General features: G+C 70.6%; 13 protein-coding genes. 7 read left to right on the top strand and 6 right to left on the bottom strand.

Features of this window, described 5'->3' with window-relative positions; all coding sequences use genetic code 11:
- Window position 1: 1 nt before the first annotated feature.
- From VG296_RS12040 to VG296_RS12030, 3 genes are all read left to right on the top strand, one after another.
- Window positions 2-1,105 carry a carbohydrate kinase gene (locus VG296_RS12040; protein ID WP_325565749.1) on the top strand — a complete coding sequence of 368 codons (1,104 nt, stop codon included), beginning with the start codon at window positions 2-4 and terminating at the stop codon, window positions 1,103-1,105.
- A complete protein-coding gene (locus VG296_RS12035) occupies window positions 1,102-2,040 on the top strand; it encodes a pseudouridine-5'-phosphate glycosidase (RefSeq protein ID WP_325565748.1) in 939 nt (312 codons plus the stop codon). The genes VG296_RS12040 and VG296_RS12035 overlap by 4 nt, the downstream gene beginning before the upstream one ends.
- Window positions 2,041-2,138: 98 nt before the next feature.
- Window positions 2,139-3,566 (top strand): sugar porter family MFS transporter, encoded by a 1,428-nt coding sequence (locus VG296_RS12030; protein WP_325565747.1) that lies wholly within the window; start codon window positions 2,139-2,141, stop codon window positions 3,564-3,566.
- A 12-nt stretch (window positions 3,567-3,578) separates the two neighbouring features.
- Here VG296_RS12030 and VG296_RS12025 read toward each other — a convergent pair whose 3' ends face one another.
- On the bottom strand, window positions 3,579-4,664 hold the full coding sequence (locus tag VG296_RS12025; RefSeq protein ID WP_325565746.1) for an S-(hydroxymethyl)mycothiol dehydrogenase: 1,086 nt from the start codon (window positions 4,662-4,664) through the stop codon (window positions 3,579-3,581).
- Between the two features lie 147 nt (window positions 4,665-4,811).
- Here VG296_RS12025 and VG296_RS12020 point away from each other — a divergent pair, with 147 nt between their 5' ends.
- Window positions 4,812-6,089: a D-arabinono-1,4-lactone oxidase gene (locus VG296_RS12020; RefSeq protein WP_325565745.1), complete on the top strand. Its 1,278-nt coding sequence runs from the start codon at window positions 4,812-4,814 to the stop codon at window positions 6,087-6,089.
- A 36-nt stretch (window positions 6,090-6,125) separates the two neighbouring features.
- On the opposite strand, the gene VG296_RS12015 is transcribed toward VG296_RS12020, so the two are convergent.
- From VG296_RS12015 to VG296_RS12005, 3 genes are all read right to left on the bottom strand, one after another.
- A complete protein-coding gene (locus VG296_RS12015) occupies window positions 6,126-6,665 on the bottom strand; it encodes a GNAT family N-acetyltransferase (RefSeq protein ID WP_325565744.1) in 540 nt (179 codons plus the stop codon).
- A 205-nt stretch (window positions 6,666-6,870) separates the two neighbouring features.
- Window positions 6,871-7,575, bottom strand: coding sequence for a hypothetical protein (locus VG296_RS12010; protein WP_325565743.1), 705 nt, complete (start codon window positions 7,573-7,575; stop codon window positions 6,871-6,873).
- Complete coding sequence (locus VG296_RS12005) at window positions 7,575-10,700, bottom strand: SdrD B-like domain-containing protein (RefSeq protein WP_325565742.1); 3,126 nt, start codon at window positions 10,698-10,700, stop codon at window positions 7,575-7,577. Before VG296_RS12005 ends, VG296_RS12010 begins: the two co-directional genes overlap by 1 nt.
- 254 nt (window positions 10,701-10,954) lie before the next feature.
- Here VG296_RS12005 and VG296_RS12000 point away from each other — a divergent pair, with 254 nt between their 5' ends.
- Window positions 10,955-13,339: a HelD family protein gene (locus tag VG296_RS12000; RefSeq protein WP_325565741.1), complete on the top strand. Its 2,385-nt coding sequence runs from the start codon at window positions 10,955-10,957 to the stop codon at window positions 13,337-13,339.
- A gap of 12 nt (window positions 13,340-13,351) precedes the next feature.
- Here VG296_RS12000 and VG296_RS11995 read toward each other — a convergent pair whose 3' ends face one another.
- The gene (locus tag VG296_RS11995) at window positions 13,352-13,840 is read right to left on the bottom strand and encodes a GNAT family N-acetyltransferase (RefSeq protein ID WP_325565740.1); all 489 of its coding nucleotides are present in this window, start codon (window positions 13,838-13,840) and stop codon (window positions 13,352-13,354) included.
- Window positions 13,841-13,940: 100 nt separating this feature from the next.
- On the opposite strand from VG296_RS11995, the gene VG296_RS11990 reads away from it, so the two are divergent.
- Window positions 13,941-14,726 carry a VOC family protein gene (locus VG296_RS11990; RefSeq protein WP_325565739.1) on the top strand — a complete coding sequence of 262 codons (786 nt, stop codon included), beginning with the start codon at window positions 13,941-13,943 and terminating at the stop codon, window positions 14,724-14,726.
- Between the two features lie 5 nt (window positions 14,727-14,731).
- On the opposite strand, the gene mug is transcribed toward VG296_RS11990, so the two are convergent.
- Window positions 14,732-15,319, bottom strand: coding sequence for a G/U mismatch-specific DNA glycosylase (gene mug, locus VG296_RS11985; RefSeq protein ID WP_325565738.1), 588 nt, complete (start codon window positions 15,317-15,319; stop codon window positions 14,732-14,734).
- 52 nt (window positions 15,320-15,371) lie between these two features.
- Here mug and VG296_RS11980 point away from each other — a divergent pair, with 52 nt between their 5' ends.
- The gene (locus VG296_RS11980) at window positions 15,372-16,343 is read left to right on the top strand and encodes an LLM class flavin-dependent oxidoreductase (protein ID WP_325565737.1); all 972 of its coding nucleotides are present in this window, start codon (window positions 15,372-15,374) and stop codon (window positions 16,341-16,343) included.
- The last annotated feature ends 62 nt before the right edge of the window (window positions 16,344-16,405 follow it).

Here is a 16,405-nt window from a genome sequence, read left to right as displayed (position 1 = left end):
CATGGGACTCACCGAGCGCGAGCGGGAGATCGTGGAACTGCTGCGCCGCGAGCCGCTGATCGGCCCGGCGGAGATCGCCGAACGCGTCGGCAGCAGCCGCGGGGCCGTCAACGTGCACCTGTCCAACCTCGGGCGCAAGGGCGTGATCCTCGGCCGTGGATACATCCTCAGTACGGAGCCGCCGGTGGTCGTGATCGGCGGGGCGAACGTCGATATCAAGGCCCGCAGTAGCGCCTCGGCGATCGCGCGGACGAGCAATCCGGGCCACACGTCGACGACGCCCGGCGGGGTGGGCCGGAACATCGCCGAGAACCTCGCGCGCCTCGGCACGACGACGCACCTGATCGCCGCGCTGGGCCGGGATCCGCACGGCGAGCGGCTGCTGTCCGAGACGCGGGACGCCGGCGTGCTGCTGGACCACGTGCACCGCAGCACGCACCCGACCGGCAGCTACACCGCCCTCCTCGACACCGACGGCGAGATGCTGCTGGCCGTCGCGGACATGAGCGCGACCGACGACCTGCGGCCCGAGCACCTGCGGTCGGCCCGTGAGCTGATTACGCATGCCGCGATGCTCGTCCTGGACGGCAACCTGCCCGCCGCGACCACGGCTCACCTCATCGATCTGGCGCGTACCGCCGACGTGCGCGTCGTGCTCGATCCGGTCAGCGTCCCCAAGGCCGCCCGCCTGGCCCCGCTGCTGAGTGCGGACCGGCCGATCCACGCCATCACCCCGAACCGGGACGAGCTGGCCGCGCTGACGAATCAGGACATTGTGACCGACGACGCGTTGACCGACGCGGCGGCCGTACTGCACCGGCGGGGAGTGCGGCACGTGTGGATTCGGCTCGGGGCGCAAGGCAGCCTGCTGAGCACGCGGGACGGTACCAACCACAGGTTGGCCGCGCTGCCGGCCGAGGTACACGACGTGACCGGCGCCGGGGACGCGATGCTCGCCGCCTTCGCGCACGCGCTGCTCGCGGGTCACTCCCCCGAAGTCGCCGCAGCCTACGGGCACGCGGCCGCCGCGCTGACGCTGGAAAGCGAGCACACCGTCCGGCCAGACCTGACCGAACGGCTGCTCGAAGAGAGGACCAAGAGATGACGACGAACATTGACACCCCGCACCACGCCCTCACGCTGACCGACGAGGTGCGCACGGCGCTCGCCGAAGGACGACCGGTCGTGGCGTTGGAGAGCACGATCATCAGCCATGGAATGCCCTATCCGCAGAACGTTGCGATGGCGACCGAGGTCGAGCGGATCATCCGGGACGGCGGCGCGGTCCCGGCCACGATCGCCGTGCTCGGCGGCCGGCCGCGCGTCGGGCTCACGGCCGATGACCTGGAGCTTCTCGCCACCGATCCGAACGTGGCGAAGGTCAGCCTCCGCGACCTGCCCTACGTGATCGCGCGCGGCGAGCACGGCGCCACGACCGTCGCGGCGACGATGCGCCTGGCCGCGCTGGCCGGGATCCGCACGTTCGTCACCGGCGGCCTCGGCGGAGTGCACCGCGGCGCGCAGCACAGCTTTGACGTCAGCGCCGACCTCACCGAGCTCGCGCAGACCGACGTGGCCGTGATCAGCGCGGGCGTGAAGAGCATCCTGGACATCGGCCTGACCCTGGAGACGATGGAGACGCTCGGCGTTCCGGTGATCGGCTACGGCACGGACGAATTCCCGGCGTTCTTCTCCCGGCACAGCGGCTTCGCGGCACCGATGCGCTCCGACTCGCCGGCCGAACTCGCCGCGATCATGCGTACGAAGTGGGATCTCGGCATCCGCGGCGGCCTGAACGTCGCCAACCCGATCCCGGAGGCGGACGAGGTCCCGTCCGAGCACATCGACTCCATCATCGAACAGGCGCTGCGCGACATGGACGCGAAGGGCGTCAAGGGCAAGGAGGCCACGCCGTTCCTGCTCGGCCGCATCGTGGAGATCACCGGTGGCGAGAGCCTGCGCGCCAACATCGCGCTGGTGAAGAACAACGCGCGACTCGGCGCGGAAATCGCGGTGGCTTACGCAGGGCTGACCCGATAGCGCTGTCGCGCCTGTCACATCTGCGGTTCCCGGGGAATCCGCGTCGTCTGACGGACCGTTGCTCCGATCGATATCGAGAAGATCGGAGTACGCCCACCATGTCGTCCGAGACCGCGGCCGTCCCCAGGCCCACCGCCCCATCCGGCACCCCGGCGCATCTGCGCCGGGTGACCTTTCTCGCCGCCGCGGCGGCGCTCGGCGGGTTCCTCTTCGGCTATGACAGTGCCGTGATCAACGGCGCGGTCACCGGGATCCAGGACCACTTCGGCGTCGGCTCGACCGAGACCGGCACGATCGTGGCCGTCGCGCTGCTCGGTTCGGCGGTCGGCGCCGCGATCGCCGGACGGCTCGCCGACCACCTCGGGCGAATCCGGGTGATGCAGCTGGCGGCGGCCCTGTTCGCGGTGAGCGCTCTCGGCTCCTCACTGCCGACCGGCGTGTGGGAGCTCGGCGCCTGGCGCACGCTCTCCGGCATCGCGATCGGACTCGCCTCGCTGATCGGCCCGACGTACATCGCGGAGATCTCCCCCGCGCGCTACCGAGGCCGCTTCGCCTCGTTCCAGCAGGCCGCGATCGTGCTCGGGATCTTCGCGTCGCAGCTGATCAACTGGGGAATCGCGAAGGGCGCGGGCGGCGCCAGCCAGAACCACCTCGGCTCGCTGGAGGCCTGGCAGTGGATGCTGATGGCCGGCCTGGTGCCCGCGCTCGCGTACCTCGTGTTCGCGTCGCTGATCCCTGAGTCGCCGCGCTACCTGGTGGCGGCCGGGAAGACGGACCGGGCCCGCGAGGTGCTGCGCGAGGTCGAGGATCCGAGCGTGGACGTGGACGCGCAGGTCGCCCAGATCGAGCGCTCTCTCGCCGAGGGAACGCGGGCCCGGCTGCGCGACCTGGTCAGCCGCCGCTTCGGACTGCTCCCGATCGTCTGGGCCGGCATCGGGCTCGCCGTCTTCCAGCAGCTCGTGGGCATCAACGTGATCTTCTACTACTCCTCGATCCTGTGGCAGTCGGTCGGCATCGACCAGTCCGGATCGCTGCTGATCAGCGTCTCCACCTCGATCGTGAACATCGTCGGCACCGTCGTGGCGATGCTGCTGATCGACCGGATCGGCCGCAGGCCGCTCGCGCTGGCCGGCTCGGTGGGCATGACCGTCTCGCTGGGCCTGGCGGCGTGGGCGTTCTCGTACAAGACGGGTACGGGTTCGAACATCTCGATCCCGAGCCTGGAGGGCACGGTGGCGCTGGTGGCCGCGCATTCGTTCGTGTTCTTCTTCGCCGCGTCGTGGGGCGTGATCCTCTGGGTGATGGTCGGCGAGATGTTCCCGCTGCGCGTCCGTGCCGCCGCGATGTCCGTGGCCACGGCGTTCAACTGGCTCGCGAACTGGGCGGTCACCGAGACGTTCCCGCGGATGGCCGGCTGGAACCTCTCGGCGACCTACGTGATCTACGCGCTGTTCGCGCTCATCTCAGTGGGCTTCATCGCCCGCTTCGTGCGCGAGACGAACGGCCGGGAGCTGGAATCGGTGTAGGCATCCGGAACGTCAGAGCTCGACCACCGACCGCAGCACATCGCCGTCCCGCATCCGGGCGAACGCGTCCTCGATCCCGTCCAGCGCGATCGTCTCGGAGACGAACGCGTCGAGGTCCAGCCGGCCCTGCAGGTAGAGGTCGATGAGCATCGGGAAGTCGCGGGACGGCAGACAGTCGCCGTACCAGGAGGATTTGAGCGCGCCGCCGCGGCCGAAGACGTCCAGCAGCGGCAGTTCGAGGCGCATCTCAGGCGTCGGCACGCCGACGAGCACGACCGTTCCGGCCAGGTCGCGCGCGTAGAAGGCCTGCCGATACGTCTCCGGGCGGCCGACGGCGTCGATCACCACGTCGGCGCCGAAGCCACCGGTCAGCTCGCGGATCGCCTCGACCGGATCGGTCTCGTCCGCGTTCACGGTGGACGTGGCGCCGAGCTTCGCGGCCTGATCGAGCTTCCGGTCGTCGATGTCCACGGCGATGATCTGGGACGCGCCGCCGAGCCGCGACCCGACGACGGCCGCCGTCCCCACGCCGCCGCAGCCGATCACCGCGACCGTGTCGCCACGCCCGACGTTGCCGGTGTTCAGCGCCGCGCCGAGCCCGGCCATCACTCCGCAGCCGAGCAGCCCCGCGGCGGCTGGCGACGCGGCCGGGTCGACCTTCGTGCACTGGCCCGCGGCGACGAGCGTCTTCTCCGCGAACGCGCCGATGCCGAGCGCGGGACTGAGCTCGGTCCCGTCCGCCAGCGTCATCTTCCGCTTGGCGTTGAAGGTGTTGAAGCAGTACCACGGCCGTCCCCGGCGGCACGCGCGGCACTGCCCGCAGACCGCACGCCAGTTCAGGATCACGAAGTCGCCGGGCGCCACGTCCGTCACCCCGGCGCCGACCTCCTCGACGATCCCGGCGGCCTCGTGGCCGAGCAGGAACGGAAAGTCGTCGCTGATGCCGCCCTCGCGATAGTGCAGGTCGGTGTGGCACACGCCGCAGGTGATCACCTTCACGACGGCCTCGCCGGGCCCCGGATCCGGGATCGTGACCGTCTCGATGCGCACCGGCTCGCGGGCGGTGCGGGCGATGACCCCTCGGACCTGCTGCGTCATCGCAGCGCTCCCTTCCCGACCCCGCCGGACGGCCGGGTTCCTTACAGGTCGCTGCCCACGATCCGGCCGGAATATTCAACCGGCGCCGCACACGGTATCTTGTTAACGCTCACAGACCCGACCCTGGTTTCTTGGAGTTCACGACCGATGAGCGAGAACGACCCGCGCGAAGTAGTCCGCAACTGGGCCCGCAACGTCGAGTTCCGCGCCGCACGGGTGCACCGGCCGACGACGCTCGACGAGCTCCGCCGCGTGGTCGCCGACGCCGAGGCGGTCCGGGTGCTCGGCACCGGCCACTCGTTCAACCGCATCGCCGACACGCACGGCGACCTCGTGCTGCTCGGCGACATGCCCGCCGAGGTCGAGGTCGACGCGGCGGCGGGCACGGCGACCGTGGCCGCCGGCATGCGCCTGGCCGAGATCTCCACGCGCCTGCACGCCGCGGGCTTCGCGCTCGCCAACCTGCCCTCCCTGCCGCACATCTCCCTCGCCGGCGCCTGCACCACCGCGACGCACGGTTCGGGCGACGCCAACCAGAACCTCGCCGCCTACATCCGCGCGATGCGGCTCGTCAACGCGCACGGCGACGTGGTCGAGCTCGCCCGCGGCATCGACGACGACTTCCCCGGCGCTCCCGTGGCCCTCGGCGCGCTCGGCGTCGTCACGCACCTGACCGTCGACGTCAAACCGACCTTCGACGTCGCGCAGTACGTATATCAGGACACATCGCTCGACGAAGTGATCGAGAAGCACGAGGACGTGTTCGCGGCCGGATACAGCGTCAGCGCGTTCATGAACTGGGCCAGCGGACGGGCCGACGTCTGGCTCAAGCTCCGCGTGGACCGCGACGCGGATCCCGTTGCCCCGCAACCGAGCTGGCTCGGCGGGACCCTCGCCGACCACGCCGCGCACCCCGTCCCCGGCATGCCCGCCGAGAACTGCACCGAACAACTCGGCGTGCCGGGCCCCTGGTTCGAGCGCCTGCCGCACTTCCGGCCCGAGTTCACCCCCAGCAACGGCGACGAGCTCCAGTCGGAGTACTTCGTCCCCCGCGAACGAGCCGCCGAGGCCTTCGAAGCCATGCGCCGTCTCGGCAGCAGGATCGCCCCCATCGTGCTGACGTCCGAGATCCGCACCATCGCCGCCGACGACCTCTGGCTCAGCCCCGCCTACCAGCGCGACTGCTTCGCCCTGCACTTCACCTGGCACCCCGACCGGGCCGCCGTCACCCCCGTCCTCGCCGCCATGGAGGACGCCCTCCTCCCCCTCGCCGCCCGCCCCCACTGGGCAAAGGTCTTCGTCGCCACCCCCCAGGCCGCCCTCGCGACCTACCCCAAGGCCGCCGCCTTCCGCGAACTCCTCCTCCGCCACGACCCCGAAGGCAAATTCCGCAACGAGTTCGTCGAAACCCTGTTCCAGCTCTAACGTGCGGCATCCGCGGGGACAAGAACACGCCGCCGCTTACGCGGGCCGCTTGCGGAGGTGCCGGTGTGCCTCGTTCGGGAACTTCGGCGGCAGCGGCGGGAGCACTGAGCAGAGGACGTAACCGCACTTCTGAGCGACGCGGCACGAGCCCTCGTTGCCGACTGTGTGCAGCAGTTCGATCTCGTCGGCGGGTATCACGTCCTGCCCGCTGAACAGCCACTCGGTGGCGGTCTCGACGCAGCGCGAGGCGATGCCCTTGCCGCGGGCTTCGACGATCGTCCAATAGCCCACGCCGGTCGCGAGCGTCTCCGGCGGGTTGGCCGCCTTGATGACGAAGTGGCCGACGACCGTGCCGTCCTCTTCGATGGCCCAGCTCAGATGGGTGTCGTCCATCCAGCCCGCGTCCTGGTCGGCGAGCCAGGCGCGGGCCTCGTCCTCGTTGTCGATGGAACGCATCAACCAGCGGCGCATCGTCTCGTCGCGGTGGGCGGCGACAATCGCGGGAATGTCCGAGTCCTGCCAGGGGCGGAGGGTCAGGGCCGGCGCTGTCGGAGTGGATTCCACAGTCAATGTCATGGGCGGCGTCATGCAGACCATCCAACAGCTTGGTCATCCACTGCGCCGGACGAAAGCCGCGAAGCCGGGGCTTGATGCTCGTCGCGCAGCCGACCACGAGGTGGGGTACGCGGCACACGGCCACTGGGAAGACGATCTGGACCGAGCAGGCGCCGCGACCAAGCCTCGGCTGGCAGATCGACACTGAATAGACATAAATGGGCGTTCACTGCGCAGCCGGGATGTGTGGGACGGGCGCGGCCGATCCCGGGGCCAGGTCGACGCGCGCCCACGTGGTCGAACCGTCGACGAGCGCCTCGAAACGGCGCAGCGTGCCGGCGTCGGAGACCCAGTAGCGGGTGTGCGCGGCGCCGGTCGGGGCCTCGGGCGGTCCGGCGAAGACGGTGACGGGTCCGTTTCCGATGCTGTCGCGTCGCAGGACACTGGCACCCGACCGCTGGAGCAGCCGCGCGCTCTCCGGCCGGTCGGATCCGAGGTCGAGGATGAGCTGCAGCGCGGTGTCGAGGTCGGCGCCTCGCTGCCATCGGCGGACCATCCAGCCGTCGGCCGGGGGCGTCGCGGGCGGGAGGCCGCTCCAACTCCCCCGCACGGCGATCCCGTTGGGCGTCCACTGGAGTAGTTCGGTTCCGCCACCCTGACCCGGCTGCGCGGCGAGCGTCGCGTAGCCGAGGTGGGCTTTCCAGTCCACGCGGCCGTCGAGCCGGAAATCCTGGCCGCTGACCGGGATCGTGGCGTCGATCGCGGTGACGCCGTTCTGGTAGTCGTCGAGGCGCGCACCGGCGAGCAGGTCGGCCTGCGACGCGGTCAGCGCGGAGGCAGGGTCCTGATCGGGCAGGGTCGTAAGGCATAGAGCCGCGCCGAGGGCTGCCGCGATCACGAGAGATCCCGCGATGGCGATGGTCCGCTTCATCAGGCCTCCCGCTTCCGCCGCAGCAGCAGATACGCCGCTCCGGCCAGCGAGCCGAGCGCGATCACGAGCAGTCCGGTCATCGGCAGGCTGAGACCCGTCCTGGCCAGCATCCCGCCCGGGCCGGACGGCGCGATCGGCACCTTGGCCAGGCCGGCGTCGCGCGTCAGGTTCACCCGGTGCCAGGGTCCGAGCGTCACCGGGTCGGTGCAGCCGGTCTGCTGGTCGGCCGACGAGTCGGTGCCGTCGCCGCCGTGCACGTCGGCCATCGTGAGGCCGTCGCCCGCGGGGAACGTGCTCTTGTCGAAGCAGACCCTGTACCCGCCGTCGGGCACGTTCGCGAACCGATACATGCCGTGGGAATCAGTGGCCGTGCTCGCGATCGTCGTTCCGGCGGCGTTGACCAGCGTGGTCTTGATTCCGCCGACGCCCGGATCGCCCGGATCGTCGATCCCGTCGCCGTGCCTGTCGAACCAGACGCGGTGGCCGATCACGTTCGGCGGCGTCACGATGCCCGCGTCCCGGGTCGAGTCGTGTCGGTGGTCCGGGTCGAGTGTCACGTAGCCGGTGCAGCCGGTCGACGGATCGGCAGCCGAGTCGGTGCCGTTGCCGCCCGCGGCATCCTGGTTCGTGAATGAGCCGTCCGAGTACTGCGCGGGCAGCGTCGACTTGTCGAAGCAGACCCGGTAGCGGCCGTTCGGCAGGTTGGAGAACTCGTAGTAGCCGATGGAGTCAGTCGTCGTGGTCGCGATCGCCGATCCCGAGGCGTCCTCCAGCGTGGCCTTCACGCCGCCGATGCCGGGCTCGCCGCCGTCCTGGACGCCGTTGTGGTTCGCGTCGAACCAGACGCGGTCACCGATCGAGTTCTGCGGACCGCCGACCAGACCCGCGTCGACGCAGTGGTTCACGTCGCCCGCCTTGCCGACCGTGACCGTGGCCACGCCGGACGAATTCACGTCGGAATCGAGGCAGCGGTCGGAACCGGCGTTCCGCGTCGTCCAGCTCAGCTCGGCGGCGGTCACTCCGGCCGGAAGCCCGGTGGCGCCGGAGTAGTCGAACGCGACCGAGTACGTCGTATTCGGCTTCACGCCGTCGGACGTGCCGAAGTAGTACGCGCCGTTCGCGTCAGTCGTCGTGGAGGCGACGGTGTTGCCGCTCGCGTCCTTGAGCGTGACCTTGACTCCGGCCACGCCCGGCTCCGCAGGGCCCTGAGTCCCAGTGCGGTCGCCGTCGAACCAGACCCGGTCGCCGATCTGCACGGGCGCCGCGTCGCACAGCTTCTCCAGGTCGGCGAGGCTGTTGCCCTCGCCGAACGTGACGTTCTTGTTGAGCGCGGAACCGCCGACCTCAATGCCCTGCGACGGCGATCCGCTCGCGCCGTACAGGTTCACGCCGTTGCGCCACGAGTCGCTGTCGAAGGGGTCGTACAGTGTGCTCCACTCGTGGTCGTAGCCCAGCAGGTACGTGGTGCCGCCGGTCGCCGTGTGGTCGTGGACGGCGTCGGGGCCGTTCCAGATGTTCGTGAAGAACTCGCCTCCGCCGGGACCGAGGCCGTTGCCCGGCGCCGCGCCGTTGGTGGAGCCGCACTCGCCTCCGCTCTCCAGCGAGTACGTGCCGTTGTCGACGCATGCCCTGAGCAGGTCGCCGGCGCCGACCGCGATGGTCTGGTCGCTGGAGCTGTTGTGGCGGTGGAGGTAGCTGCCCTCCATGTCCGGGTAGCGGTCACGGAAACCGAGGTCGAGTCCCCCGTCGTCGGTTACGTCGATGCTGGTCAGCATGGGTTGCGGGGCGCTGCTGAAGCCGAACTTGCCCGCGGTCGGCGTGCGCTGGTTCCAGGCCTCCCAGTCGGCGCTGAGCGTGCCGCCGAGCTGCGGCTTGCAGTTCCCGGGGGTCGGTGTCTTGAACCGGTAGGCGCAGCCGCGCGGAAAGTTCAGCGGGAAGTCGAGGATCTGGGTGAATCGGCCGTTGAAGTAGCGGTATACGAACGCGTATTCCCGGCTCGGGTCGCCCCAGGGGACAAGCGGGTTGAAGGTCGTGGTCTCCGCGCCGCAGACGCCGCCGACGTATACGGTCGAACTGCTCACGCCGAGGCCGAAGGGGTGCCAGTCGCCGGCGCAGTTCGCGGACGGCCGCGGGATCGGCACGCCGGTCGCCGTGCCCGGGGTCACCGAGGAGCCGGCTCCGTTGATCGGCACGGTGTAGAGCGACGAGTCGTTGAGGTCCACGGCGTAGAGCGTGCTGCCGTCGCCGGAGACCGCGACGCCGCCGATTCCCCTCCTGCCGACATCGTTGTAGACGTCGTTGTCGTCGACGTACGGGATCTTGTTCGCCGGGTCGAAGACGTCGAATTCAGTGTGCTTGGCGAGCGTGCCGGGCAGGGTGACGAAGGTGGACACACCCGCGCTCGCATCATTCACGTTGTACCGGTAGACGGCGTTCACATTGCCCGCGGGCCCGTAGCCGGTGTGCCGCTTGACGTAGGTGCCGGCGAAGACGTTGCCGGAGCGGTCGGTGCCGATACCGAAGACGCTCCCCTGGTCGCCGGCCTTGCTCAGCCGCGTGTACGGGCCGCCCGGCGCGGTCGCCGAGGTGCCGCTGACGGCGTGGAAGGAGAAGAGCCCGAGGCCCGACGTCTGGTCGCCGCGCTGCAGGTCGCAGGAGACGAGGGTGGGGTCGGCCTGGCAGTAGGTGCCGGGATTCCACAGGCCCATCACCGGATTCGCGGCCTTGCCACCCGAGACGTCCGCGAAGTCGGTCAGGCCGGACAGCCCCTTGCCGGCCGGAGCGGGCACGAGGGCGCTGCCGGTCGGCGCGGCCACCCGCACCCGGTAGTGCCCGCCGCTCAGCCCGCCGAGGTTCACGGCGAGCGTGCCGCCGGAGCCGGTCACGCCGCTCACGGTATGCCCGGAGGCGTCGGTGACCTGCACTGACGCGCTCGGGATACCGACATCGACGGCCGGGTCGTACGCGCCGTTCCCGGCGATGCTGTGGACCACGCGCACGGTCAGCGGACCGTCGCCGGCGCCCGCGTGCGCCGCCGGGACGACGAATGCCGCCTGTCCGGCCAGCAGGACACACAGACCGAGGGCCGAGCGGGTCAGCGCCGCTCTCAGCGGACTTCTACTCATGGCGGATTCACTTCGCGTCGCGGTGATGGGCCGTCAGTTGACCTCAGCGACACTACGGCGATGGATATGAATATCCGCAGAGAAACCGGGCGGGGTTACGCGAGGGCACCCGTTCGCCATGGGGAATTCGCCGGTTCGGCGGCAGAAGCGTTTAGAGCGGAGGAATGTGCTACGCTGAAGTCTCAGATTTTTCGCGCAGCACAAAAAGGAACCACAGAACGGCTCGGCACTAAAACTAGCGCATGGGGAGTGGGATGTCAAGCGAATCCGACGAAGTCACCCGCGAGCAGCAGTACGTGAGCATGCTCTACGGTCGCCTCGACGGCCTGCGGGGACGGGCCACGGCCGATCTGGCGCGCATCGGCGAGGCGGCCACGGGGACCGCCCAGCACCTGGTGGAACGGGACGTGGCCACCCGCGAGTACGGCAGCCGGCTCGTGCAGCTGGACGCGGCCGAGGACGGGCTCTGCTTCGGTCGGCTGGACCTCGAGTCCGGCGACCGCCGCTACATCGGCCGTATCGGGATCCTGGACGACGAGGACGACTACGAGCCGCTGCTGATCGACTGGCGCGCCCCGGCGTCCCGCGCCTTCTACACCGCGACCAGTGCCGTGCCGCTCGGCGTTCGGCGTCGGCGGCACATCCACACGCGGCTGCGGACCGTGACCGGCATCGACGACGACGCGCTCGGCCGCGGGGTGCTCGACGACACCTCGACCGCTGATTCCTCGTCCCCGCTGGTCGGCGAGGCCGCGCTGCTCGCCTCGCTCACCTCCGCGCGGACCGGCCGGATGCGCGACGTCGTCGAGACCATCCAGTCCGAGCAGGACGCCGTGATCCGCGACGAGCTGCGCGGCATCCTCGTGGTCCAGGGCGGACCCGGCACCGGCAAGACCGCGGTCGCCCTGCACCGCGCCGCGTACCTGCTCTACACGCACCGCGAGCGGCTGGCCCGGCGCGGCGTGCTCATCGTCGGGCCGAACCCGACCTTCCTGCGCTACATCTCGCACGTGCTCCCCGCCCTCGGCGAGACCAGCGCGGCGCTGCTCACGGTCGGCGAGCTCTTCCCCGGCGTCAGCACCCGGCGCGTGGAATCGCCGTACGTCGCCGAGATCAAGGGCCGCATGGTGATGGCCGAGGTGGTCGAGAGCGCGATCAGGGCCCTGCGCCAACTGCCGGAGGAGGACGAGCCGCTGAACGTGGTGGTGGACGGCGTCGGCTACCGGCTGGACCGGGACACGTGCGCCCGGGCCCGGGAGAAGGCGCTGGACACCGAGGAGCCGCACAACCTCGCGCGGCCGGTGTTCGTGGACTCGATCATGGACGTGCTGGTCGACCAGGCGGCCGAGCGGCTGACGCGCGACCCGTTCGACGACGTCACCCGCGCGGTGGTCGAGGCGATCTCGCAGGACCTGCAGGAGAACGGCCTGGTCATAGAAGGCGAGGACGCGGACCTCAACGAGAGCCTGGGCCGGACCGTGGACCGCGCGGAGCTGCGTCGCTCGCTGGAGCAGGAGCCCGCGGTGCAGGCGGCGCTCACCTGGTTGTGGCCCGAGTTGACCCCGCAACGGCTGCTGACCGAGCTGTTCACCTCGCCGTACCTGCTGGACGAGGTGGCCCCGCAGCTCACGCTGGAGGAACGCACCGCGCTGCGCGAGGCGCACGGGGACGCATGGACGATCGCGGACGTGCCGCTGCTGGATGAGGCCGCCGAAGTGCTCGGCGCGTTCGACTCGGAGCGCGCGGCGCGGGAGCTGCGGCGGCGCAAGGAGATCGCGTACGCGCAGGGCGTGCTGGACGTGCTGGTCGGTTCGCGCTCGACGGACGAGGAGGACTCGCGCGAGGAGATCATCAGCGCGGCGGACATCATCAACGCCGAGGAGCTGGCCGACCTGCAGGCCGAGCGGGACCTGCGCACGATCGCCGAACGCGCGACGGCCGACCGCACCTGGACCTTCGGCCACATCATCGTGGACGAGGCGCAGGAACTGTCCGCGATGGCGTGGCGGCTGCTGATGCGCCGTTGCCCGAGCCGGTCGATGACCCTGGTCGGCGACGTCGCCCAGACCGGCGACCCGGCGGGCGCGGACTCCTGGCGCGGGATGCTCGAACCCTTCGTCGGGGACCGCTGGCGCGCCGCGGAGCTGACGGTCAACTACCGTACGCCGCGCGAGATCATGGACCTGGCGGCCGAGGTACTGGAGCGCATCAACCCCGGAACGCGGCCGCCGACGTCGGTGCGCGAGTCGGGGATTAAGCCGCGGCAGGAGTCCGTCCCGGCGGACGAGCTGGCCGCGCGGCTCGCCGAGGTCGCGCGGGAGCAGGACGCGTCGGTCGGCGAGGGCAGGCTCGCGGTCATCGTGCCGGACCGCCGCGCGGCCGAGTTCGCGCAGGCCGTGGCCGACCTGGTGCCGGCCGCGGCGTCGGGCGAGGAGCCGGACCTGGAGCAGCGCACGGTCGTGCTGACGGCGCGTCAGTCGAAGGGCTTGGAGTTCGACAGCGTGGTCCTCGTCGACCCGGACGCCATCGCGGCGAACGGCGCGCGCGGCCTGAACGACCTCTACGTCGCGCTGACCCGCGCCACGAAGGAACTCGTCGTGCTGGAGCCCGAGAAGGCACCGTGCGAGGGCGTGGGCTAGTCAGCGCCCTGCCTATCCCCCGGTCTCCGTCCGCCCGGCCATCGCCCGCAGCGCGTCGCCGGTGAGCCGGTTGACGGTCCATTCGTCCATCGGCACGGCGCCCTGCGAGCGGTAGACGGCGATGGCCGGCGCGTTCCAGTCGAGGACCGACCATTCGAGCCGGGTGTATCCGCGCTCGACGCAGATGCGGGCGAGCTGGGCGAGTAGCGCCTTGCCGTGGCCGGAACCGCGCGCCGAGGGCCGTACATAAAGGTCCTCGAGATAGATGCCGTGCGCGCCGGTCCAGGTCGAGTAGTTGAGGAACCAGAGGGCGAAGCCGACGACGTCGCCGGCGTCATCCTCGGCGATGTGCGCGAAGACCTTCGGACTCTCGCCGAACAGCGCGTCGTGCAACTGCCGCGGGGTGGCTTTGGCCTCGTCCAGGGCCTTCTCGTACTCGGCGAGTTCGCGCACCATGGCGTGGATCTCGACGACGTCCTCGGGCTGCGCGGGTCTGATCATGCCGTACAGCCTAATGTTCACCCGGCGGCTCACCCGAATGTCGCACACACACCGTCGCCGTACGGTTGCGTAGGCCGGGACCCCGGAGGAGTGTGAAGACATGAGTGAAGTCGACCGACCATATGCGCAGGGCACGCCGTGCTGGGTGGACTTGATGGCCCAGGACCAGAAGGCGGCCATGGATTTCTACAAGGGGCTGTTCGGCTGGGGCGGTGAGCGCGGGCCGGAGGAGTTCGGCGGCTACGCGATGATGACCGTCCGGGACAAGCCGGTCGCCGGGATCGGCCCGGCGATGGAGTCCGAGGGCATGCCGGCCCCGCCGCACGTCTGGACCACCTACCTGGCGAGCAACGACGCCGACGAGTCCGCTCGGCGGATCGGCGAGGCCGGGGGCACGCTGCTGTTCCCGCCGATGGACGTGGGCGACGCGGGCCGGATGGGCGTCGCGGCCGACCCGACCGGAGCAGTGTTCGGGTACTGGCAGAACAAGGACTTCTTCGGCGCCGTCGTGGTGAACGAGCCGGCCTCGCTGATCTGGAGCGAGTGCAACACCCGCGACGTGCCGGGAGCCTCCGCCTTCTACCGGTCCGCGTTCGACATCGACGTGCAGCCGATGGAGGGCATGGGGGACTACTTCGCCGTCAACGTGTCCGGCAAGACCATCGGCGGCATGCAGAACATGGGTGACGAGTTCCCGGCGCACGTGCCGGCGCACTGGATGGCCTGGTTCGCGGTGGACGACCCGGACGCGACCGTGGCGAAGGCGAAGAGCCTCGGCGGGACGATCCCGATGGAGCCGGCGGAGGCGCCGTACGGCCGATACGCCGTGGTCGCCGACCCATGGGGTGCGGTCTTCTGCCTGCTCAAGCCGAAGCCGATGGAGTAGATCCCTTACTCACTGACCGGCTGGTCCGCCTCGGCGGCTTCGCGGAAGCGTGCGAACTCCTCCGCGAGCGCCTTGGCGGACCAGTGCGCGTTCAGGCCGCTGGGGTTGGGCAGAACCCAGACCCGGCTGTCGGCGATGCGCTCGTGCTGCGGGCCGATCTTCGCGGCGGGGCGGCCGAAGGCGGTGCGGTACGCGGTGATGCCGACGATCGCGATCCAGGCGGGGCGATGGTTCGCGGCCTTCTCGGTGAGCACGCGCGCGCCCTCGCGGTATTCGTCGGGCGACAGCTCGTCGGCCCGTGCCGTCGTGCGATCGACGACGTTGCTGATGCCGAGGCCGAGCCCGAGCAGTTCGTCCTGGCGGTCCGGCGTGAGCAGCTCGGGCGTGAACCCGGAGGCGTGCAGCGCGGGCCAGAAGCGGTTCCCGGGCCGCGCGAAGTGCTTGCCCACCGCACCGGACCAGAGCCCCGGGTTGATGCCGCAGAACAGAACCCTGAGATCGGGCGCGATGACGTCCGGGATGACGAGGTCCCGCGCGGCCTCGAGCTCGGCGGCGGTGGGGCGGCGGACGGCGGCTGACGGCTTGGCTGTCACGCGCCCATTCTCCCCCCGGAATACGCCTTGATCTTTCGGCGTTGCTGCGCACGTGAGGTATTCCCTGCTCGATGTCGCCGCCGTGGGTCCCGGCGAGCACCCGTCCGATGCGCTGCACGGCGCAGTCCCGCTCGCCCGCGCAGCGGAAAGCTCCGGCTATCACCGCGTGTGGTACGCCGAGCACCACAACATGTCGGCGATCGCGTCCGCCGCGACCAGCGTGGTCATCGCGCACGTCGCCGCGAACACCGAGCGGATCCGGCTGGGCGCGGGCGGCGTGATGCTGCCGAACCACGCGCCGCTGGTGATCGCCGAGCAGTTCGGCACGCTCGCCGCGCTGCACCCGAACCGCATCGACCTCGGTCTCGGCCGCGCGCCCGGCTCCGACCAGGCCACGATGCGAGCCCTGCGGCGCAGCCCGTCCTCGGCCGACACGTTCCCGCAGGACGTGTTGGAGCTTCAGGGCTACCTCACCGGCGAGACGCGGATCCCCGGCGTGCGCGCGACCCCGGGCGACGGCTCGAACGTGCCGCTCTACATCCTCGGCTCGTCGCTGTTCGGCGCCCAGCTCGCCGCGGCCCTGAGCCTGCCGTATGCCTTCGCCTCGCACTTCGCCCCGTCGGCGCTGTTCGCGGCCATTCAGACGTACCGCTCCGAGTACCGCCCCTCCGAGACGAACCCGGAGCCGTACCTCATCGTCGCCGCCAACGTCATCGCGGCGGACGACGAGGAGGAGGCCCGCATCCAGCAGCAGGCCGCCCTCCGCTGGCGCGCCCGCCGCTTCCTCACCCCCGCGCGTGAGCTCAGCGACGCCGAGATCGACGTGGTGCTCGGCACGCCCTCCGGCGAGCATGTCAAGGACATGATGCGCTATACCGCCGTCGGCACTCCCGAGCAGGCCCAGACGTTCCTGGAGCAGCTGGCGGAGAAGACCGGTGCCGACGAGCTGATGCTCGCGCCCGGCTCCCCGCGGCGGACGGAGCGGATCCGGACCGTGGAACTGGTCAAGGCGCCGGCCGAATAGGCACCGTACGACAGCTACTTCCGGCACATGTCCGTGGCCCGGCATCGCTTTGGCGGAAGCGG

The sequence above is a fragment of the Actinospica sp. genome, assembly GCF_035552695.1.
Taxonomy (GTDB): Bacteria; Actinomycetota; Actinomycetes; order Streptomycetales; family Catenulisporaceae; genus Actinospica.
Note: the sequence above shows the minus strand (reverse complement) of the source record. Positions and strands in the feature narration are given on the sequence as shown.

Bases quoted from the DNA above. Each gene is read 5' to 3' on its own strand.
- VG296_RS12040 (WP_325565749.1), top strand. From the start codon at position 2: ATGGGACTCACCGAGCGCGAGCGGGAGATCGTGGAACTGCTGCGCCGC.
- VG296_RS12035 (WP_325565748.1), top strand. From the start codon at position 1,102: ATGACGACGAACATTGACACCCCGCACCACGCCCTCACGCTGACCGAC.
- VG296_RS12030 (WP_325565747.1), top strand. From the start codon at position 2,139: ATGTCGTCCGAGACCGCGGCCGTCCCCAGGCCCACCGCCCCATCCGGC.
- VG296_RS12025 (WP_325565746.1), bottom strand. From the start codon at position 4,664: ATGACGCAGCAGGTCCGAGGGGTCATCGCCCGCACCGCCCGCGAGCCG.
- VG296_RS12020 (WP_325565745.1), top strand. From the start codon at position 4,812: ATGAGCGAGAACGACCCGCGCGAAGTAGTCCGCAACTGGGCCCGCAAC.
- VG296_RS12015 (WP_325565744.1), bottom strand. From the start codon at position 6,665: ATGACATTGACTGTGGAATCCACTCCGACAGCGCCGGCCCTGACCCTC.
- VG296_RS12010 (WP_325565743.1), bottom strand. From the start codon at position 7,575: ATGAAGCGGACCATCGCCATCGCGGGATCTCTCGTGATCGCGGCAGCC.
- VG296_RS12005 (WP_325565742.1), bottom strand. From the start codon at position 10,700: ATGAGTAGAAGTCCGCTGAGAGCGGCGCTGACCCGCTCGGCCCTCGGT.
- VG296_RS12000 (WP_325565741.1), top strand. From the start codon at position 10,955: ATGTCAAGCGAATCCGACGAAGTCACCCGCGAGCAGCAGTACGTGAGC.
- VG296_RS11995 (WP_325565740.1), bottom strand. From the start codon at position 13,840: ATGATCAGACCCGCGCAGCCCGAGGACGTCGTCGAGATCCACGCCATG.
- VG296_RS11990 (WP_325565739.1), top strand. From the start codon at position 13,941: ATGAGTGAAGTCGACCGACCATATGCGCAGGGCACGCCGTGCTGGGTG.